Origin of the sequence: Candidatus Liberibacter africanus PTSAPSY, assembly GCF_001021085.1 — a bacterium.
Lineage (GTDB): Bacteria > Pseudomonadota > Alphaproteobacteria > Rhizobiales > Rhizobiaceae > Liberibacter > Liberibacter africanus.
This window is the reverse complement of sequence record NZ_CP004021.1, coordinates 173119-193325: the sequence shown is the minus strand read 5'-3', so window position 1 is coordinate 193325 and position 20207 is coordinate 173119. Positions and strand designations below refer to the sequence as shown.

The window sequence follows — 20207 nt, the reverse complement described above, 5'->3', positions numbered from 1 at the left end:
GAAATGCCGAAGCGGGTTTTGCAGGGGATGGTTGTAAGTGATAAGTCTGAAAAGACTATAATTGTTTTAGTTGAGAGGCTTTTTTCTCACCCTCGGCATCAGAAAACTATTCGTCGCTCCAAGAAATATGCTGTTCATGATGAAGAGAATAGATTTAAAGTTGGGGATTTTGTTTCTATAGAAGAAAGTCCTCCTTTTTCCAAGAGGAAAAGTTGGTCGGCAATTTATTCTGATAATGTATCGGTTTAGATTGTTCTGATTTTTGGGTATATATTTATAAATTGTTGTGATTCTTATATAATAGATCGTTTATTTTTAGTAAAAAAGGTGTTTCAGCGATGATTCAAATGCAGACAAATCTTTCAGTTGCTGATAATTCTGGTGCGCGTTGGGTTGAGTGTATTAAAGTTTTAGGTGGTTCAAAGCGTAAATGTGCTTCTATTGGTGATACGATCGTTGTAGCAGTTAAAGATGTTATTCCTCGTAGTAAGATAAAAAAAGGTAGCGTTCAGAAGGCTGTTATTGTTCGAGTAAGTTATGGAATTCGTCGTCCTGATGGGAGTGTAATTCGTTTTGATAATAATGCCGCTGTTCTCATAGATAATAAAAAAGATTTGCTAGCTAGCCGTGTTTTTGGCCCTGTGCCGCGTGAATTGCGTATGAAAGGTCATTTGAAAATTCTTTCTTTAGCGGCAGAAGTTGTATAAGGGATTATGGCAATGGAGAAGATTCGTGAAGGTGATCGTGTTTTGGTTTTGTCTGGAAAAGATAAGGGTAAAATTGGTGCTGTTATAGGTGTTGTGCGTAAGTCTAAGCGTGCTTTTGTGCAAGGGGTGAATATTGTAAAGTGTCATCAGCGTCAAACCCCTAATAAGGAAGCTGGGATTATTTCCAAAGAAGCATCTATTCATCTTTCCAATTTGTCTTTAATTGATAAGGACGGTAAACCAGTAAGAGTTGGTTTTTCTTTTGTTGATGGTAAGAAGATTCGTGTGGCAAAACGTTCTGGGGAGCCTATTCTATGATTGATTGTAGTTATGAGCCGCGTTTAAAGACGGAATATTGTCAGCGTATTCGTGAAGAGATGCAGAAAGAGTTCTCTTATAAAAATGTGATGCAGATTCCCAAGATTGAAAAAGTGGTGGTAAATATGGGAATAGGCGAAGCTGTTGCTGATTCTAAGAAATCAGAATTGGCTTCCTCTGATCTTGCCTTAATTACAGGTCAAAAACCTGTTATCACTCGTGCGCGACATTCTATTGCTGGATTTAAATTAAGGGCAGGCATGCCAATAGGTGCTAAAGTAACTTTACGTGGTAGAAATATGTATGATTTTCTAGATCGTTTGATTAATATCAGTATGCCGCGTATTCGTGATTTTCACGGATTGAATCATAAAAGTTTTGATGGGCGTGGGAATTATTCTTTTGGTATAAAAGAGCATATTGTTTTCCCGGAGATAGATTATGATAAAGTTGATTGTATTTTAGGTATGGATATATCTATTTGTACTACTACTGAGATTGATAAGGAGGCCAAACATTTATTAACTCTGTTTGGTTTTCCGTTTCTAAAATAATTTAAAAGGATTGTTAATAGATGGCAAAAGTCAGTGCAGTTGAAAGAAATAAACGTCGTTTGAGAATTGTTTCTCAACAATCTTCTAAAAGGATTGCTTTGAAAAAAATAGTAATGGATAAGTCGGTGACGTTAGAAGAAAGATTCAATGCGATGCTTCAATTGTGTTCTCTCCCTCGCGATGGTTCTAAGGTGCGAATTCGCAATCGTTGTGAGATTTCAGGGCGCTCTCGGGGTGTTTATCGAGATTTTCGCTTATCTCGCCTAGCCTTGCGTGAATTGGGGAGTTTTGGTAAGATTCCAGGTATTATTAAGTCAAGTTGGTAGGGAATATAAGTAGTATGAGCTGTCTAGGAGATATGTTAACCCGTATTCGTAATGCGAATCTTCGGCGGAAACCATCTGTTGTCATCCCTTTTTCTAAATTGCATGCCAGCGTTTTAGATGTGTTGAAAGAAGAAGGTTACATTGTAGAATATCATAAAGTTCATATTGGAAAAGGAATGATTCAATTGAAAGTTGACTTGAAATATCATAATGGTGTTTCTGTGATACGTAAGATTGATTGTGTGTCTAAGCCAGGACGGCGTTTATATTCTTCTTTTAAAGATATTCCTCAGGTTTATAATGGGTTAGGTATAATGATTGTTACGACTTCAAAGGGAGTAATGGCGGATCATCAAGCTCGGGAGTGTAGAGTAGGGGGAGAAGTCTTGTGCTCTGTGTTTTAAGGTCAATTCTTATTTCGTATTTTTATGGTTGGAGTTTGTGCAATGTCTCGAATTGGTAAAAAGATTGTTCAAGTTCCTTCGAATGTAGATGTCGCAGTTGAAGATCGTGAAATAAAGGTTAAAGGTCCAAAGGGGCAGTTATCCTTTGTTGTAAGTGATGATGTAAATGTGGCTTTAAAAGAAGGTGTATTATCAGTCAGTGCTGTTAATGATTCAAAAAAAGCTCGTTCTGCATGGGGTATGTCGCGTACTATGATTAGTAATTTATTACATGGAGTAATAAACGGCTATGAACGAAAACTTGAAATTAATGGCGTTGGATGTCGTGCTTTCATGGATGGGAAAAATTTAAAAATGAGTTTGGGTTTCTCTCATGATGTCCTGTATTCTCCCATGGAAGGGATTTCTATTTCTGTATCTAGGCCAACTGAGATTATAGTTTCTGGTATAGACAAGCAGAAGGTTGGGCACACCGCTGCTGAAATTCGCTCTTATCGCAGTGCTGAGCCTTATAAGGGTAAGGGAATAAGGTATAGTGATGAAGTCATTGTGCGTAAAGAAGGCAAGAAGAAGTAGGGAAGGGCTATTATATGGCTATTAAGAAAAAAGTTCTTTCTCGTCGTGTGAATCGTATACGTCGGAATTTGAAAAGTGTATCAAAAGGGCGTTTGCGATTGAGTGTTTACCGTTCGTCTAAACATATATATGGACAGATTATAGATGACCGTATCGGTCATACTATTGCTTCGGCTTCTAGTTTAAACGAACCCCTTCTTGCGTCTTTAAAAAATGGATCTGATAAAGATGCTGCTGCTGCTGTTGGAAGTATTTTGGTAGAGCGTGCAGTAAAAGTAGGTGTTAAAACTGTTTATTTTGATCGTGGAATGAATTTGTACTGCGGTAGAATTGCTGCATTGGCTGATGCGGTTCGCAAAGGTGGAATTGCTTTTTAATATTTGATATTTTTTAACAAGCAAATGTATTGTGGTTTTTACTATTTTTAGAAGGGAGTCATCAAGGATGGCGCAGAAAGAGCGTTCTCAACGTGAAAATTGGCAGAATCGTGAGGAGCGTGATAATAATATTGTTGACCGAATTGTTTCAATTAACCGTGTTTGTACAGCTCTTCCAGGTGGTCGTCGGTTTGCCTTTTCTGTTTTAGTCGTTGTAGGGGATACTAAAAGTAAAGTAGGTTTTGCTCATAGTACTGCTCGAGAGGTTCCTGAGGCAGTTCGAAAAGCGACTGAAGACGCTAAGCGTAACATGATATCTGTATCATTATTGGATGGACGTACTTTGCATCATGATGCTATAGGGCGTCATGGAGCTGGTGAAGTTTTAATGAGATCTGCTTCTGCTGGAACTGGTGTTATCGCTGGAGGTGCTATTCGTGCGGTTTGTGAAGTTCTTGGTGTACATGATGTAGTTGCTAAATCTATTGGTTCTTCTAATCCGCATAATGTAGTACGTGCTACTTTCGAGGTACTTCGTTCTCAATCCCATCCAAGGGATGTGGCTAGTCGTAGGGGAATAAAGCACTCTGTTCTTCAGGCAAGACGGGTTTCTTATTTGAAATCTAGATCTTCTTCTAGAAAAAATGGAGGTAATTAGGTGTCTCTTTCTCCTAAAGTAAAAAAAATAACTGTTAAACAGATTGGGAGTCCTATCCGCCGTCCTTCCATTCAGCGTAAGGTTTTAATTGGGCTAGGATTGAATAAGATGAATCGTTGTCGTGTTTTAGATGATACTCCTTCTACACGCGGGATGATTTGTGCCGTCCGTCATCTTGTTCGTGTTGTTGAATGAGATTAGTGGGGATTTGAGAAAATGAAGTTAAATGAAATTCATTGTTACAAAGGATCTTGTAAGACGAAAAAGCGGATTGCGCGTGGAATTGGATCTGGAACAGGAAAAACAGCTGGTAGAGGTGTTAAAGGACAAAAATCTAGGTCCGGTGTTAGTATTCGTGGTTTTGAAGGTGGACAAATGCCTTTATATAGGCGTTTACCGAAGCGTGGATTTGTAAATATTTCTTCTTCTAGTTTTGTAACGATATCGTTGGGACGGTTACAATCTTGTATTGATAAAGGTAAGTTAGACTTTTCTTCAGAAATAGATGCGAATACTCTTCTTTCTTCTGGTATTATAAGACGTTGTCAAAAGGGAGTCCGTGTTTTATCCGATGGTGATCTGAAATCAAAAGTGGTCCTGCGCGTTTCAGGTGCTTCGGCTTCTGCAGTTGCAAAAATTGAGAAATTAGGTGGTAAAGTTATTATCGTTTGATGTTTTTGCATATTATAAATTATTTGGTCATTGATAATATAACTTGTGAAGGTTATTTATAGCTATTAAAACGTTTAGTTTTACATGGTTTAATTTTTTTTGTAATTTTAAGGGATAGGATTTTTTATGGCGTCTGCGGTAGAACAATTCGTTTCTAATTTAACTCTTTCATCTTTCTCAAAAGCAAAAGATTTAAAATCTAGGATTGTGTTTACTATTTTTGCTCTTATAGTGTATCGTTTTGGCACACATGTCCCTTTGCCAGGTATTGATCTTGTTGCTTATACGAAGGCATTTCAATCGAAGAGTGCGGGTATATTTGGTATATTTAATATGTTCTCAGGAGGGGCTGTAGAGCGTATGGCAGTTTTAGCCTTGGGTATTATGCCTTATATTTCTGCATCCATTATTGTTCAATTGATAGCAGCAGTAGTTCCTTCTCTTGAAAATATTAAGAAGGAAGGAGAGCACGGACGTAAGATAATTAATCAATACACTAGGTATGCTACTGTATTTTTGGGAATTTTACAGGCTTACGGCATTGCAATTGGTTTGAAAAATGCTCAAGGAATTGTCGCTGCTTCTGATTCTTTCTTTGTTTTTTCTACAGTTATTACGCTTCTTGGTGGAACGATGTTTCTTGTGTGGTTGGGGGAGCAAATTACCGCACGTGGTATAGGAAATGGTGTTTCTTTGATTATTTTTAGTGGTATTGTTGCTAATTTGCCTTCTTCCTTTGTTGGTTTCCTTGAGCTTGGAAGAGTGGGAAGTATTTCTACTTTTTTAATATTATTGATTTTTTTTTCTATTATTGTGGCCATTGCTTTTGTGGTGTTTTGTGAGAGAGCGCAACGTCGTTTGCTTATTCAGTATCCAAAACGTCAAGTAGGTAATCGTATGTTTCAAAATGATGTCTCTTATTTGCCTCTTAAACTAAATACAGCGGGTGTTGTTCCTTCAATATTTGCTTCTTCATTGTTATTGCTGCCTGCTACTATTGCGGGTTTTGTTGATTTTAGTTCATCTTCAGTGTGGATGGCCAATCTAGTTAACTCTTTGGGGCGTGGTCAATTATTATATATGATAATGTATTCTGTATTTATTGCCTTTTTTTCTTTTTTTTATACTGCTATCGTTTTTAATCCGAAAGAGGTGGCTGATAACCTTAAAAAGCATGGTGGATTTATTCCTGGGATTCGTCCAGGAGATCGTACTGCACTTCATATTGATTATGTTTTAACTCGTGTTACGGTTATTGGGACTATATATCTCGTGTGTATATGTATTTTTCCAGAAGCTTTGGTTTGGATTACTGGAATACCTGTATCGCTAAGTGGAACTTCCTTGTTAATTATTGTAAGTGTCATTTTAGATACGGTGATGCAGATTCAGGGATACTTGATTGCGCAGCAATATGAAGGAGTATTAAAGAAATCTCGTGGTAAAAAGAAAAGTTCATGATAATTGTATTTTTAGGGCCTCCAGGATCTGGAAAAGGAACACAAGCTTCTCGTTTGTCTCATAAGTTGGAAATTCCACAATTATCCACGGGTGATATCCTTCGTGCAGAGGTAGATAGAAATACGCCTCTTGGTCAAGAAGTTAGGGGCATTATGGAAACAGGGGGGTTGATTTCTGATAATATTATTAATCAGGTTGTTCGCGATCGAATAAGACTACCTAGTTGTTCTTCTGGTTTCATTCTTGATGGTTATCCTAGAACTATAGACCAAGCTAAGAGCTTGCAAGTTCTTGTTTCTGAAATAAATTGTTTTATAGATGCAGTAATTGAGTTGCGTGTCGATCATTCTTCTATGTTTGAGAGGATACAAGCACGCGTTTCGGAGGCTATTTCTTCTGAGAGATCTGTTCGATCAGATGATAAATATGATGTTTTCCTTAAAAGGATTGAAGATTATCATAGGACAATGCGTCCTCTGTTTTCTTATTATCATGATATGGGTTTATTACATGTAATTGATGGTATGTTAGATATAGATGTAGTTTCAAAAAATATAGATTCACTTCTTGTTTCTATAAGAAAGGAAAAAATATTGTAGTGGTTGATTATTTTCGTTTATTTCGATAGGTTCTCTAAAACGTGTGTTTTTTTATATTGTTTTGGGGTATTTTAAATGAAACTCACATCCTATAGATTTAGTGCTTGTTTAGGAAAGGGATATTAGTGTGGCCCGTATTGCTGGTGTCAATATACCACGTGCAAAGCGTGTAGTTAGAGCGCTTTGTTATATACATGGTATTGGTTTTAAAAGTTCGCAAGATATTTGTAATAAACTAGCGATTCCTCCGGAACGTCGCGTTCATCAATTGGTTGAATCAGAGGTTATTAAGATTCGTCAGGCTATTGAGCAGGACTATCAAGTTGAAGGTGATTTACGTCGATCGGTTGCTATGAATATAAAGAGATTGATGGATTTAGGTTGTTATCGTGGTTTGAGGCATCGTCGCGGTCTTCCTGTTCGCGGGCAGCGCACTCATACAAACGCTCGTACTAGAAAGAAGTCAGGTAAGGGTGGAGTCTCTAGAAAGAGATAGTCTTCGTGGTTTAATTTTTTGAAGTTTTAAGGAGTTTAATTTGTTTATTAGTTTGGGATATTTAAGGAGAATAGGGGGGGATAAGTTGTAATGCTCAAGAATCCTTCTCGTGTTCGGAATCGTGAGCGGAAAAACATAGTTTCTGGTCGTGCTCATGTGGTATCAACGTTTAATAATACTAGGATTACGATAACAGATCCTCATGGGAATACTATCGCGTGGTCTTCTCCTAAAGTAGTAGGTTTTTCTGGATCCCGGAAGAACAGTCCATTTGCTGCTCAGGTTGCAACAGATGATTGTTCAACAAAAGCTAAAAATCATGGGATGTCTTCGCTAGAAGTAAAGGTAAGTGGATTAGGTGCTGGGCGTGATTCTGCTTTAAGAGCATTGCGAGCTATTGGTTTTACTATTGTTTCTATTTGTGACGTGACTATGATAGCTCATAATGGATGTCGTCCGCGTAAAAGACGTCGCATTTAAACCTCTTTGCGTGCTTTTCCCATTCAATTTAGTTGTGGATTGTGCTAGCTATTTCGATTGGTTGTTGGTGATTTTAAAAAGGTTGGTATTATGATCCAAAAAAACTGGCAAGAATTAATTAAGCCTAATAATATTGAGTTTATAGCCCTAGGGCAAGAAGAAGAGAACAGAACTTTGATGATTGCAGAGCCTCTTCCTCGTGGTTTTGCTCATACTCTTGGTAATGCTCTTCGTCGAGTATTGATGTCTTCGTTGCGTGGTGCTGCAATAACTGCTGTTCAAATTGATGGTGTTTTGCATGAAATATCTTCTATTAAGGGAGTTCGCGAAGATCTAACAAATATTATTCTTAATATTAAAGGCATTAACTTAAAAATGTCAGCTGACTCGAGTAAGCGGGTGACTATATTCAAACGTGGCCCTGGAGTGGTTACTGCAGGTGATATACAAACTGTTAATGATATTGAAGTTCTTAATCCAGATCATGTGGTTTGTAATCTTGATGTAGACGCAGTTGTTCGTATGGAGTTAACAGTTTCTAAGGGGCATGGTTATGTTCCTGCTAAACATCATAGTACAGAAAATGATCCTATTGGTTTGATTGCTATTGATGCTTTATATTCTCCCATCAAAAAAGTTTCTTATAAAGTAGAGAGTGCACGTGAAGGGCAGAATCTTGATTATGATAAATTAAGTATGACTATTGATACTGATGGTTCTGTTAGTGGTGAGGATGCGGTTGCTTTTGCATCACGTATTTTACAGGATCAATTGAGTATGTTTATCAATTTTGATGATCCTAAAAAGGAAGAAAAAGAAGGTATGGATGTAGATTCTCTTCCTTTTAATCCTGCTCTTTTGAAAAAAGTTGATGAATTGGAACTTTCTGTTCGTTCTGCTAACTGTTTAAAGAGTGATAATATTGTTTATATAGGAGATTTGATTCGAAAAACTGAGGCTGAAATGTTGCGTACGGCTAATTTTGGTCGTAAATCTCTTTTAGAAATCAAGGGAGTTTTGGCAACTATGGGATTGTTTCTTGGTATGAATTTGCCAGACTGGCCTCCAGAAAGCATAGAAGAGTTAGCAAAAAAATATGAAGATAAGTGTTAAGATGAGATTGATTTTTTTTGATAAAAGGAGAGTAATATAATGCGACATGCTATAAGTGGAAGGAAGTTAAATAGGACTTCTAGTCATCGTAAAGCTATGTTCTCTAATATGGCTGCTTCTCTTATTTGGCATGAGCAGATTGTAACTACGCTTCCAAAAGCAAAGGAATTGCGTCCAATTGTTGAGAAACTTGTTACTTTGGGGAAAAGAAGTAGCTTGCATTCGCGTCGTTTAGCAATATCTAGAATTAGAGATTGTAAAGTTGTTGGTAAATTATTTAGTGTAATAGCTGCCCGTTATGCTAATCGTTCTGGTGGATATTTGAGGATTATGAGAACTGGATTTCGTTATGGTGATAGTGCTCCTATGGCAGTAATTGAGTTCGTAGATCGCGATATTTCTGCGAAAGGAACTTCTATAAATCCTAAATCTAATAAATAAGAGAAATGATGATTACCTCTTTATATCGCACGATACTGTCTATTTCTTGGTTGGTGTAAAATAGGTTTTTTTAGATTTTTTCGAATTTAGACGTATATCAGTTTGTTAGTAGGTGATATATTTCTAATATGTTTTTTTGTTTTCTTAATTATATGCCATAGGAAAATTGTTTTTTTACACATATATATGGCATTACTTTCCCCTTCGTTATATTTTTTTTTGTTTGAGATATAGGATCATATTTTGTCAAAAAGTGTAAAAAAGGTTGTTCTAGCTTATTCAGGTGGTCTTGATACTTCAATTATATTAAAGTGGCTTCAAGTGGAAAAGGGCTTAGAAGTAGTGGTATTTATCGCTGATCTTGGTCAAGGAGAAGAGTTAAATATTGCGTGCGAAAAAGCTAAGTTTCTTGGAGCGAAGGAAGTCTACGTGAAAGATTTGCGTAGAGAATTTGTTCGTGATTTTGTATTTCCTATGTTTAGAGCTAATGCTTTATATGAAGGATCTTATTTGTTAGGTACGGCTATTGCTCGTCCTTTAATTTCTAAATATCTCGTTGATATAGCGAGGGGAACAGGGGCAGATGCCATTGCGCATGGATCTACTGGCAAGGGCAATGACCAAGTGCGTTTCGAATTATCTTCGTATGCTTTGAATTCGGATATAAAAATTATTGCTCCATGGAGACATTGGTCTTTTAAAGGTAGGCAAGACCTTATTGATTTTGCTCAAAAGCACGCAATTCCTATAGATAAAAATAAAAAAGGGGAAGCGCCATTCTCTGTAGATACTAATTTACTACATTCTTCGTCTGAAGGTAGAGTGCTAGAAGATCCATCGCATCCAGCACCCGAATATGTTTATAAAATTATTGTGTCTCCTGAAGATGCTCCCGATGAATCTACTATTATTAAAATTGATTTTAAAAAGGGTGATCCTATTGCTATTAATGATGAGCTAATGCCACCAGAAGTGTTGTTAGATAAGTTAAATCAGTATGCTTGTTGTAATGGAATTGGACGCATTGATATAGTGGAAAATAGGTTTATTGGGATGAAGTCTCGAGGTGTATATGAAACCCCTGGGGGCACTATTTTATTGCATGCTCATCGTGCTATTGAATCTATCTCTTTAGATTCAGGGGCGGCTCATTTGAAGGATGATTTGATGTCTCGCTATGCAAATATGATTTATCAGGGGTTTTGGTTTTCTCCGGAGAGAGAAATGTTGCAAGCGTTAATTGATAAGAGCCAAGAATGTGTAGAAGGTTCTGTTAAGCTAAAGCTTTATAAGGGAAATGTAATGATTGTTGGTCGTGAAAGCGATAAATCTTTATATTCGGATAAGCTTGTAACTTTTGAAGATGACTTGGATTCTTATAATCAAAACGATTCAGAAGGTTTTATAAAATTACATGCTTTACGTTTGCGTACTTTGGCAAAGCGTAATAAAGTTTAGTCCATCGAAAAGGTGTTTTTTTATAAGCTTTTTTCGTTAAATAGATTGAGATAGATATTTAACAAGTGCTATTTATCTCATTTTATGATGTCGGTAATTATATATGAAAGACTGAAATATATGCAGATTCGCAATATAGCTATTATTGCCCATGTAGATCATGGAAAGACAACATTGGTCGATGAGCTTCTCAAGCAATCGGGAGTTTTTCGTGATAATCAGCGTGTTAGCGAACGTGTTATGGATTCTAATGATCTAGAAAAAGAACGCGGTATTACTATACTTGCAAAAGTTACTTCTATTGTTTGGAATAATATGCGGATCAATATAGTTGATACTCCTGGTCATGCTGATTTTGGAGGTGAAGTTGAGCGAATATTATGTATGGTAGAAAGTGTTGTTGTACTAGTTGATGCTGCTGAAGGTCCTATGCCACAAACTAAATTTGTTGTTGGTAAAGCTTTAAAAATAGGTCTTCGTCCAATAGTTGTTGTAAATAAAGTAGATCGTTCTGATGCACGTGCCGATGAAGTAATAAACGAAGTTTTTGACCTTTTTTCAGCTTTAGATGCAACTGATGCTCAGCTAGATTTTCCTATTCTTTATGGTTCTGGTCGTGTTGGTTGGATGAGTGATTCTCCTAATGGTTCTCGGGATCAAGGTTTAGCACCTCTTTTAGATCGTATAGTCGAGCATGTTCCTCCTCCTATCGTTGGTGATGGAGAATTTAAAATGATAGGGACTATTTTAGAGAAAAATCCATTTTTAGGTCGCGTTATAACAGGACGTATTCATTCAGGGACTGTTAGATCCAATCAAAATATTAAGGCTCTTAGTCCGGATGGTGCTCTCGTTGAGGTTGGTCGTGTTTCGAAGATCCTTGCTTTTCGTGGAATTGATCGTCAACCAATAGATGAAGCACATGCGGGAGATATAGTTTCTGTTGCTGGCTTGGTTAAGGCAACAGTCGCCGATACCTTTTGTGATTCTTCGGTTGATGAACCATTAAAAGCACAGCCTATCGATCCTCCAACTGTAACGATGACATTTGTTGTTAGTGATTCTCCTTTAGCTGGTACTGAAGGAGACAAAGTTACGAGTCGTATGATACGAGATCGTCTTTTTAAGGAAGCAGAAGGTAATATTGCGTTGAGAGTTGAGGAAAGCAGTTCAAAAGATGCTTTTTTCGTATCTGGTAGGGGAGAACTTCAACTTGCTGTTTTGATTGAAACTATGCGTCGTGAGGGCTTTGAATTAGCGGTTTCACGTCCCCGTGTTGTCATGAAAAAAGAAGGAGATGATATTTTAGAGCCTGTTGAAGAGGTTGTTATTGATGTTGATGAAGAATATTCTGGAGCGGTCGTACAGAGAATGACTTTGCACAAATCTGAAATGATAGAGTTACGTCCTTCAGGTTTGAATCGCGTTCGTCTTGTATTCCTTTCTCCTACGCGTGGTTTAATAGGGTATCAGTCACAATTAATGACTGATACGCGCGGTACTGCTATCATGAATCGTTTGTTCCATTCTTATCAACCCCATAAGGGAGAAATGGGTGGTCGTAATAATGGTGTTCTTTTATCTAATGAAGAAGGTAAGGCAGTGGCATATGCGTTGTTTAACCTCGAGGATCGTGGTTCTATGATTGTAGAGCCAGGGGATAAAGTATACCAAGGAATGATAGTTGGGATTCATACACGCGAAAATGATCTAGATGTTAATGTTCTAAAGGGTAAAAAATTAACAAATATGCGTGCTTCAGGGAAAGATGAGGCTATTAAGTTAGTGCCTGCTGTTAAGATGAGTTTAGAACAAGCATTGTCATGGATAGAAAACGACGAGTTAGTTGAAGTAACGCCTAAGTCTATTCGTTTGAGGAAAATGTATTTAGATCCTAATGAACGGAAAAGAAGAGGAAAGTCGGTAAATTTATACGAGTTCAATTAAGAAATAATAATTCTTAAATTTCACTATAAAGAGTCGTTTTACTTGAAAATAATATGTAAAAAGGATGAAAAAATTTATGAAATTAAATGAAATTTCCGTGGGTTCTAATTCACCAGTAGATGTTAATGTTTTTGTTGAAATTTCTCTTGGTGGTCATCCTATTAAATATGAACTAGATAAGAAAAGTGGTGTTCTTGTAGTTGATCGTTTCATTTCTACTTCTATGCTTTATCCGGGAAATTATGGTTTTATTCCAAATACTCTCTCTGATGATGGAGATCCGATTGATGTTATTATATATAATGAAGAGCCTATTTTACCCGGTTCTGTTATAAGTGTTCGTCCTATCGGCGTGATGAAAATGGAAGACGATGGAGGAATGGATGAAAAAATACTATCCGTTCCATCGCAGAATATAAGTTGCTTATATGATTCAATTAAAAGTTATAAAGATGTCCCTGATTCTTACTTGCGAAAAGTGGAACACTTTTTTAAACATTACAAAGATCTTGAGCATGGGAAATGGTCTAAATTAGATGGTTGGGAAGGCGTTGATAGTGCTCATAAGATCATATTAGAATCTATTCAAAGGGCACTAAAAGAGTAAAAGAATATTTTTGAAAGAGCGCTCTTTTGGGAAGTCTCCTCATAAAGTAGAGGATATTTTTTAGAGACTTTTTATACTAAGTATAGAAATCATTTCGTTTTAACTTGATATAGGACTGACTGTCAATTTTCATAAGGTATATTATATTTTATAGAAAAACTTTATTGTAATATAAGAAATTTTAAAAAGCATTGTAAAATATATATTGCGATTAGAGAAATGATGGGCGACAGGTCTATTTTTATAAAATTTATTCCCAATAGGGGCATAATTCTTCTAGTTAACGATAAGAGTGGTTCTGTAGAATTATAAAGTATTTGTTTAGCCGTTTGTACAAAAACATTGTATGTATTGACTATGTTATAGGTATAGAGAAAAGAGATTATAATTCTCATTATTATCATATTGGAATATAATTCTAAAATTAAGTTTATAATTTTAAACAGAAAGGTCATGTGATTTCCCTATGATTTTTCGAATGGTAGCGTTGATGCTTTTTGTATAAGAAATAATAAGAAAAAATCAATTTATTTTCCTATATTTGATATGAGAAAAACAGATATTTTAATATATTTTAAAATACATTGATATAATTAAATAATAATATTACTTATAAGTATAAAAGTAATGATGAATTTTAAACAAATTTATAGAATATTTCTATTGTTACTTTCATATAATATATAATTTTATATAAGGTATTTTGCTAATATTAGTATATTTATTGCAATAATTATTGGCATATAAATAAGTAAAATAAATTGATTTTTTTGGATATGTTTGTTTATTTCTTCTAGTTTTTTATTATTATATTCAATATTTTCCTCAATTAAATCTCGTAACATTTTCACTGATGAGAAAGTTCGCGCGTTTCCGTTCTTTAATAAAGTATAGACAGAACTTGCTTCATGTAATTCATTATAGATATCAGCGCGAAATTCTCTGATATCAATTTTTATGTCTCGTAAATCATTTTTGATGTATTGCAATTCATTTTCCGCAGAAATTTTAGTTTTGGGTTTTCTGGCAGAGGGTTTGCTATTTTTAGGTTTTGAATTTTCAGGAGAATCCATATTATATTCCTATCGTATTATATTTTAATTTTAGAAAGCTTATAATATAAAAAATAAGAAACACGTTTGCTACATGAATAAATAAATGTTAACTATTATTTTTTTTTCTAGTAAAGGATTATCTGCTAGAAAATTGACTTTTAAATTACAGCAAAAAGTTCTCAATTCTAAATTTTATTAGAAGGATTATTGTAAAGAAATATTATAGATATAATAAAAATTTTTATTTTTATATTTAATAATGTTGATCAATAAAACAACATGAAAAGTTACTTTTTTTGCTAATTTACTTGTTATTATAGTTCAATATTACAAAAGATTAATGATATTAACCTTAATAAGTTTATTTTTATTAAAATATAGAATATAAAGTATTCTGCTAGAGCCGAGTAAGAATACATGCAATCACGTATTTTTGTTATAACTAATCTGTTCTTTGCAGTTTGATTATATTTTTCAACAGCGAGAGGTTTGTTGATGAATAATCAATCAATGTGAGGGAGGTTAATTAATCACGTAATATACAAGAGCCTATTTTTTAGAGTCTTATGCAATTCAATTTCTTTGTAAGGATGTGATAGGCGGGAAATTTTTGATGAATAATTATAAAATAAAACATGTAAGTCAATGTCTTGAAGATATGCGTCGTAAACTTTTCGATCGTAGTATGCAGAATAAACTACTGAATTTCCGCATAGATCAAAAGTCTGCATTGCGGATTTTCAATACATCACCTAATCAGTTGTATCAGCAAATTTTTAGTGAAGAAGTAATGCAGTTTGTGCCACTTCCTATGCCCACAAAAAAACAAGCTCAGGAACATGGTTTTTCCGATGCTGATGAGTATCATGCTATAAATGAATCTACTTGGATTGATAAATTAGGTTGTAGCATTAACTACGATTTGCCTGTAGAATATAGTTTTGACGATGAAGAAAAAAATTATCGTATTCTTCAAAAAGTAAGAGATTTAATTGTTACACATATAAAAAGCTCTAATTATTCCATAGATGTAAGTGTAATAGAGAATAATATAAATATTAGTTTGCAGAAATTGACCTCTATTATACAGAATTATGGTTATGTAGATATAGAAGATTTGGAACGTGCAATTAAAGAGCATAAGCCATTAAAACCACCTTATTTTAAAAATCGTTTGGCAGACAATCAAATACAAACCGTTTACTTTCAAGATAAATTAGAAAGCGTTTTACGATTAATAAACGAAAAATCACAGAGTTCTATAAAAGAAACTGGGACTTCTATACTATATATTGTTTTGGGATTTCTTGAATGGTATGAAATAGATGATTATAGTAATCCCCGATTAGCTCCGTTGTTTACGATCCCTGTTGTATTAGAAAAAAGAAATTCTGTTTCGCATCCAGGTATTCCGCAATACCAATTACGTTATACGGGTGAAGAAATACTCTTGAATCTTTCTCTAAAAGAAAAATTACAAAGTGATTTTGGAATTATATTACCACCAATTGAAGAGGGTATGTGGCCAGAAGATTATTTTCTTCAAATTCAAAAAATTATAGAAGAAAGCAAATCACATTGGGCAGTACGTCGCTATGGTGTGTTAGGATTGCTGAACTTTAGTAAAATGTTGATGTGTCTAGATTTTGACCCTCTACGTTGGCCAGATGGAGAAGGGAACATTCTCCATCACGATATTATACAGCGTATTTTTACTGCACAATCACTTGATAATGATAAGGAAGGTTATTCTTCTGATTATTATATGGAATATAAAATTGATAATATAAAAGACACACATAAGTATTTTCCTTTGATTGATGATTCCGATAGTTCGCAACATAGTGCTTTGATTGATGTGATAAATGGTAAGAATTTAGTGATAGAATGACCTCCAGGAACAGGAAAATCACAAACTATTACCAATATTATTGCTACGGCGATGTTGCATGGCAAAAAAATATTGTTTTGTGCTCAAAAAATGGCGGCCATTGAAGTGGTCAAAAAACGTTTAGAAAAGGCTGGTTTAGGAGATTTTTGTTTAGAATTACATAGTCATAAGGTACATAAGCGTGCGATTCTTGATGATCTTCGTAAAAGTATTGATAGTAGAAATATGCGAGTACTTCCCAAAGAACTGGATGTGGAAATTACACGTTATGAAGAATTAAAAGAGCAATTAAATCAATATGCTCAAGAAATAAATCAAGTTTGGAAGAATACTGAGTTAAGTATTCATCAAATTTTAATGGGAGCTGTTCGATATCGTCATGGTTTACCATTGGATCCTTCACAATTGCATGTAGAAGGTATTTCAGGAGAAAATGCAGGTCGTTTATTGCGTTCGCGTTTAGAAGATCAAGTAAAGGCATTTAAAGATGTTATCGTAGAATTTCACAAACAAGCAGGTGAAAATACGGAATTAATGAACCATCCTTGGTATGGTGTTCATAGTTCTGATGTTCATATACTCAATTATAATAATACGATTTCTTCTTTAAGTAATTGGCAATCTTCTCTTATTGAGTGGCAACAAAGTCATGAATATTTTTTTAAATAAATATGGTGTTCAAAGTCAACGGCAGAAATTATTATATTGGCAAGGACAGTTGATTGAAGCGGTTGATCAAATTCCCCCTATTTCTCGATTGACTTCTTTTTAAAGCATTTAAAAAGTTAGAAGATACTTCCGTGGCATCTATTAAGCAGTGGGTTATAGATTTTAATCACGTGCGAGAAGATTTCAATAATATCAAAAATTGTTTAGTTCCTCAAAAAATAGATGATTTGAAAATGGGTAAACATGTACCAGATTTCCCGGATTTATGCGAAGAATTTGGTATTAGTTCAGAGATTTCTTTCAAAGAAGTGAACAATATAATATCCTCTCTAAAGAAGATTATGGTATCATGCGAGAAGTATTGGGAATCTTTTTCAGGATTGATGCAATGTTTCCCTTTAGTTTTTTCTCAGAAGATTGTTCCTAATTGCCAAGGTTTTGAAAAATCTATTTTGCTAATGGAATTAGCAAATGCATTGCCGGTATCGTTATTGCGTTTGAGAGATGATTTTTTTAATAATAGCGGTATAGATTCTATATTAGAAGAGCTATTTGAACGATTGGATTCTTTGAATGTTCTTCGAGAATCTTTGGAAGATGTTTTCAATATGAAAAAACTTCCAGATGCAAAAGTTTTACAAGGCCTTAATAAAACACTTAACTCATCAGGATTATTCTCTTCGTGGAGTGCACCTTGGAAACAGGCTAAAGCATCTATTCTTAGTTTAGCGAAAAATCCTAGTATTTCGTGGAAAAAACTATATGCCCAATTACCAAATGCTTATCAGTTTGTACTTGAAAAAGAAAAGCTTGAAAAAAGAAATTTTAGCAATGCGTTAGGAGAGCATTACCGCGGGTTATCGACGGATGTAGTAGCTTTGCAAAATATAAGAGCGTGGTATCGCAAGGTTCATCAATTACGCAAAGATAATCCTATTTTAGATAAAGATATCATTAATAGTTTTTTAATGTTGGATAGCCAACTTTTCAAAAGGATTCAAAAACTTCATCGTGAAGAACTCAGCAAAAAAATGGCACAAGTTCTTCATAATATTCAATATCTTAATTCATTGTTACCTAAACAAAAAGAGTTACAGAAGAGTTCTTCTATTTTGGTTGGGGAAGGTAATATCTTTCATTCTATTATTCAAAGATTATCTCATACTTTTGAATCTTGGCAAAGTTGGTTTAAAGACCCTGGTATGCTTTTACGAGAAGCTCATGATGTTAGTACAAAACTTCATCAAATACAGAAGAGAAATTTGGTATTAGAAGAAAAATCACTAATTAAAGAGTTTTTTGGAGAAGAAATTAAACCAAGTGTTTTTGATGGGAATGATCAATCTTTAGGTGTTATCAATAGCACATTGGAATTCATATCTTCTATAAAAGAATATGTTCTTTGTGATGAATTAAACCAAGCAATCAATAATATTGATGATCATGATGCTTATGATTGTTTTGTCAAAGATCTTAAAAAGTTGATAATGGTTTGGCAGAAACAGATTAAAAAGCAGGAAATTTTTGTCAAAGATACGCAACTAGACATGGAGCCAATGGTCAGCTCGTTGTAATGATGATCTTGTTGCATTGATTTCGCGTAATTCTGAAGCTATCGAGAAACCACGTTGGTTAAATGGATGGATAAACATAATCCACATGGTTCGAGATATGCAAGACAAAGGGTTAAAGGTAATCCAAAGAGCAATTTTTAATAATACCCTTGATGTAAATTATTTAGAATCTGGTTTACTCGCTGCCATATATCATCAACTTTCTCGCGAGATATTGACCGAAAAGCCACATTTAATGCATTATTCCGCTGTTCAATTTTCTGCAAAACAAGAGAGATTTCACGAATGCAACAAGAGATTACAGTTTCTTCAAAGGCAGCGTATTGTGAGTGTAATTGGCAATCAGAAAATTACCCAAGGGGTTTCGGGTGGATTGAAGTCTGAGTACACCGAGTTATCTTTGATTCGTAGTGAATTAGGCAAGAAAACACGAAATATACCTATTCGACAGTTGATTTCTCGTGCTAAAAATTCGCTTCTTCAGTTAAAGCCTTGTTTTATGATGAGTCCTATGTCTGTAGCTTATTATTTAGAGCCTAAGGATATAAGTTTCGATCTCGTTATTATGGATGAATCTTCGCAAATTAAACCAGAAGATGCTTTAGGTGTTATTGCTCGCGGGAAACAACTTGTTGTTGTTGGAGATCCGAAACAGTTGCCTCCTACCCGATTTTTTGATTACGATTCTGATCAAGAATCTTATGATGAAGAGGTGGCGGCAGTTAGTCAGACTGAGAGTATTCTAGATGCATTATTGCCTCTATTTCCGATGCGTCGTTTGCAATGGCACTATCGATCACTTAATGAAAATCTCATCGCTTGTTCAAATTATTACTTTTATGATAATAGCCTTATCGTTTTCCCTTCCCCATTCACTAATATGGAAAGATATGGGATTGGCTTTACCCATGTAAAAAATGGTGTGTTTGTAGATCAAGGTAACCATGAAGAAGCTCGCATTATTGCGCTTGCTGTCAAAGATCATGCTTTACAGTATCCCGAAGAATCTTTGGGGGTTATAGCAATGAATACTAAACAACGTTACCTTATTGAAAGTGCAATTAATAAATTATGTCGCAAAGATAGTGAAGTAGGGAATGCGATTAGCCGGTTGCGCATGCATGCAGATCCGTTTTTTATTAAAAATTTAGAAAATGTTCAGGGAGATGAGCGAGATAGAATTTTTATCTCATTTACGTATGGTCCAAATGAGGTAGGTGGGCGTGTTTTCCAACGTTTTGGTCCTATTTTCGGCTGTTGGATGGAGGCGTCTTAATGTACTGTTTACCCGATCTAGAAAGCGTATAGATGTTTTTAGTACGATGCGGTATTTAGACATAACAGTAGATACAGATTCGAATCTTGGTGTTCGAGTAATGCGTGACTTTTTACATTTTGCTGAAACAGGATATATGGAGCATTCTCTTAAAACAGAAAATAAAAAGCAAGAGAGTGATTTTTCTGTTTCTGTCATCAATGAAATTGAAAAAGCAGGTTTTTCGTGTGATTCCCAAGTAGGAGATATGGGTTTCCCCATTGATGTAGCTGTATACGATCCAGATAATCCAGGATATTATTTAATGGGGATCGAGTGTGATGGTGCAACATATAATTCTGCAAAATCTGCACGAGATAGAGATTGTTTGCGAAAAGAAGTTTTAGAGCGTATGGGATGGCATATTCGACGTATTTGGTCGGTAGATTGGTTTAGCAATCCAGATGAGGTTATTAAACCGCTTATTCGTGAGCTACGTGAGTTGTCGCAAAAGAACAGCCTTGTTTTTAAAAGACAAGAAGATGTTTCTTAGTGGCATATTCATCCTT

28 protein-coding genes are annotated in these 20207 nt (G+C 35.1%); 26 read left to right on the top strand and 2 right to left on the bottom strand.

Annotation, left to right across the window (positions count from 1 at the left end; all coding sequences use genetic code 11):
• Positions 1-3: 3 nt before the first annotated feature.
• From rpsQ to ppa, 20 genes are all read left to right on the top strand, one after another.
• Positions 4-249: a 30S ribosomal protein S17 gene (gene rpsQ, locus G293_RS00870; protein ID WP_047263899.1), complete on the top strand. Its 246-nt coding sequence runs from the start codon at positions 4-6 to the stop codon at positions 247-249.
• Between the two features lie 89 nt (positions 250-338).
• Entirely contained in the window at positions 339-707 is a 369-nt protein-coding gene (gene rplN / locus G293_RS00865; protein ID WP_047263898.1) for a 50S ribosomal protein L14, read from the top strand.
• A 12-nt stretch (positions 708-719) separates the two neighbouring features.
• Complete coding sequence (gene rplX / locus G293_RS00860) at positions 720-1025, top strand: 50S ribosomal protein L24 (protein ID WP_047263897.1); 306 nt, start codon at positions 720-722, stop codon at positions 1023-1025.
• Positions 1022-1579 (top strand): 50S ribosomal protein L5, encoded by a 558-nt coding sequence (gene rplE / locus G293_RS00855; protein WP_047263896.1) that lies wholly within the window; start codon positions 1022-1024, stop codon positions 1577-1579. The genes rplX and rplE overlap by 4 nt, the downstream gene beginning before the upstream one ends.
• A 20-nt stretch (positions 1580-1599) precedes the next feature.
• The gene (gene rpsN, locus G293_RS00850; RefSeq protein WP_047263895.1) at positions 1600-1905 is read left to right on the top strand and encodes a 30S ribosomal protein S14; all 306 of its coding nucleotides are present in this window, start codon (positions 1600-1602) and stop codon (positions 1903-1905) included.
• 14 nt (positions 1906-1919) lie between these two features.
• On the top strand, positions 1920-2309 hold the full coding sequence (gene rpsH, locus G293_RS00845; protein ID WP_047263894.1) for a 30S ribosomal protein S8: 390 nt from the start codon (positions 1920-1922) through the stop codon (positions 2307-2309).
• 42 nt (positions 2310-2351) lie between these two features.
• Entirely contained in the window at positions 2352-2885 is a 534-nt protein-coding gene (rplF, locus tag G293_RS00840) for a 50S ribosomal protein L6 (RefSeq protein WP_047263893.1), read from the top strand.
• Between the two features lie 14 nt (positions 2886-2899).
• On the top strand, positions 2900-3262 hold the full coding sequence (rplR, locus tag G293_RS00835) for a 50S ribosomal protein L18 (RefSeq protein ID WP_047263892.1): 363 nt from the start codon (positions 2900-2902) through the stop codon (positions 3260-3262).
• A gap of 67 nt (positions 3263-3329) precedes the next feature.
• Positions 3330-3920: a 30S ribosomal protein S5 gene (gene rpsE, locus G293_RS00830; RefSeq protein WP_047263891.1), complete on the top strand. Its 591-nt coding sequence runs from the start codon at positions 3330-3332 to the stop codon at positions 3918-3920.
• Positions 3921-4115: a 50S ribosomal protein L30 gene (gene rpmD, locus G293_RS00825; protein WP_047263890.1), complete on the top strand. Its 195-nt coding sequence runs from the start codon at positions 3921-3923 to the stop codon at positions 4113-4115.
• Between the two features lie 21 nt (positions 4116-4136).
• Positions 4137-4592: a 50S ribosomal protein L15 gene (gene rplO, locus G293_RS00820; protein ID WP_047263889.1), complete on the top strand. Its 456-nt coding sequence runs from the start codon at positions 4137-4139 to the stop codon at positions 4590-4592.
• A gap of 126 nt (positions 4593-4718) precedes the next feature.
• Positions 4719-6053, top strand: coding sequence for a preprotein translocase subunit SecY (secY, locus tag G293_RS00815; protein ID WP_047263888.1), 1335 nt, complete (start codon positions 4719-4721; stop codon positions 6051-6053).
• On the top strand, positions 6050-6652 hold the full coding sequence (locus G293_RS00810; protein ID WP_047263887.1) for an adenylate kinase: 603 nt from the start codon (positions 6050-6052) through the stop codon (positions 6650-6652). Before secY ends, G293_RS00810 begins: the two co-directional genes overlap by 4 nt.
• Before the next feature lie 127 nt (positions 6653-6779).
• Positions 6780-7148, top strand: a complete 369-nt coding sequence (gene rpsM / locus G293_RS00805; RefSeq protein WP_047263886.1) for a 30S ribosomal protein S13 — start codon at positions 6780-6782, stop codon at positions 7146-7148.
• Positions 7149-7238: 90 nt separating this feature from the next.
• A complete protein-coding gene (rpsK, locus tag G293_RS00800) occupies positions 7239-7628 on the top strand; it encodes a 30S ribosomal protein S11 (protein ID WP_047263885.1) in 390 nt (129 codons plus the stop codon).
• Between the two features lie 90 nt (positions 7629-7718).
• Complete coding sequence (locus G293_RS00795) at positions 7719-8741, top strand: DNA-directed RNA polymerase subunit alpha (RefSeq protein ID WP_047264647.1); 1023 nt, start codon at positions 7719-7721, stop codon at positions 8739-8741.
• 39 nt (positions 8742-8780) lie between these two features.
• A complete protein-coding gene (rplQ, locus tag G293_RS00790; protein WP_047263884.1) occupies positions 8781-9182 on the top strand; it encodes a 50S ribosomal protein L17 in 402 nt (133 codons plus the stop codon).
• A 243-nt stretch (positions 9183-9425) separates the two neighbouring features.
• On the top strand, positions 9426-10640 hold the full coding sequence (locus G293_RS00785) for an argininosuccinate synthase (protein WP_047263883.1): 1215 nt from the start codon (positions 9426-9428) through the stop codon (positions 10638-10640).
• 120 nt (positions 10641-10760) lie between these two features.
• Entirely contained in the window at positions 10761-12587 is a 1827-nt protein-coding gene (gene typA, locus G293_RS00780; RefSeq protein WP_047263882.1) for a translational GTPase TypA, read from the top strand.
• A 76-nt stretch (positions 12588-12663) separates the two neighbouring features.
• Positions 12664-13194 carry an inorganic diphosphatase gene (ppa, locus tag G293_RS00775; protein WP_047263881.1) on the top strand — a complete coding sequence of 177 codons (531 nt, stop codon included), beginning with the start codon at positions 12664-12666 and terminating at the stop codon, positions 13192-13194.
• A 161-nt stretch (positions 13195-13355) separates the two neighbouring features.
• On the opposite strand, the gene G293_RS05515 is transcribed toward ppa, so the two are convergent.
• Together G293_RS05515 and G293_RS00770 are read right to left on the bottom strand one after the other, a co-directional pair.
• The gene (locus G293_RS05515; protein WP_083965933.1) at positions 13356-13649 is read right to left on the bottom strand and encodes a YggT family protein; all 294 of its coding nucleotides are present in this window, start codon (positions 13647-13649) and stop codon (positions 13356-13358) included.
• 234 nt (positions 13650-13883) lie between these two features.
• Complete coding sequence (locus G293_RS00770) at positions 13884-14267, bottom strand: hypothetical protein (protein WP_047263880.1); 384 nt, start codon at positions 14265-14267, stop codon at positions 13884-13886.
• A gap of 595 nt (positions 14268-14862) precedes the next feature.
• Here G293_RS00770 and G293_RS05895 point away from each other — a divergent pair.
• Genes G293_RS05895 through G293_RS05875 form a run of 6 tightly spaced genes read left to right on the top strand, consistent with a single transcriptional unit; the run spans position 14863 to position 20191 of the window.
• Positions 14863-16140 carry a DUF4011 domain-containing protein gene (locus tag G293_RS05895; protein WP_244464416.1) on the top strand — a complete coding sequence of 426 codons (1278 nt, stop codon included), beginning with the start codon at positions 14863-14865 and terminating at the stop codon, positions 16138-16140.
• 51 nt (positions 16141-16191) lie between these two features.
• A complete protein-coding gene (locus G293_RS05890) occupies positions 16192-16809 on the top strand; it encodes a hypothetical protein (protein WP_244464415.1) in 618 nt (205 codons plus the stop codon).
• The gene (locus G293_RS06000) at positions 16790-16912 is read left to right on the top strand and encodes a hypothetical protein (protein WP_280136108.1); all 123 of its coding nucleotides are present in this window, start codon (positions 16790-16792) and stop codon (positions 16910-16912) included. Before G293_RS05890 ends, G293_RS06000 begins: the two co-directional genes overlap by 20 nt.
• Before the next feature lie 28 nt (positions 16913-16940).
• On the top strand, positions 16941-18383 hold the full coding sequence (locus G293_RS05885) for a hypothetical protein (protein ID WP_244464413.1): 1443 nt from the start codon (positions 16941-16943) through the stop codon (positions 18381-18383).
• 16 nt (positions 18384-18399) lie between these two features.
• Complete coding sequence (locus tag G293_RS05880; RefSeq protein ID WP_244464412.1) at positions 18400-19659, top strand: DEAD/DEAH box helicase; 1260 nt, start codon at positions 18400-18402, stop codon at positions 19657-19659.
• Positions 19607-20191, top strand: coding sequence for a hypothetical protein (locus G293_RS05875; protein WP_244464411.1), 585 nt, complete (start codon positions 19607-19609; stop codon positions 20189-20191). Before G293_RS05880 ends, G293_RS05875 begins: the two co-directional genes overlap by 53 nt.
• The last annotated feature ends 16 nt before the right edge of the window (positions 20192-20207 follow it).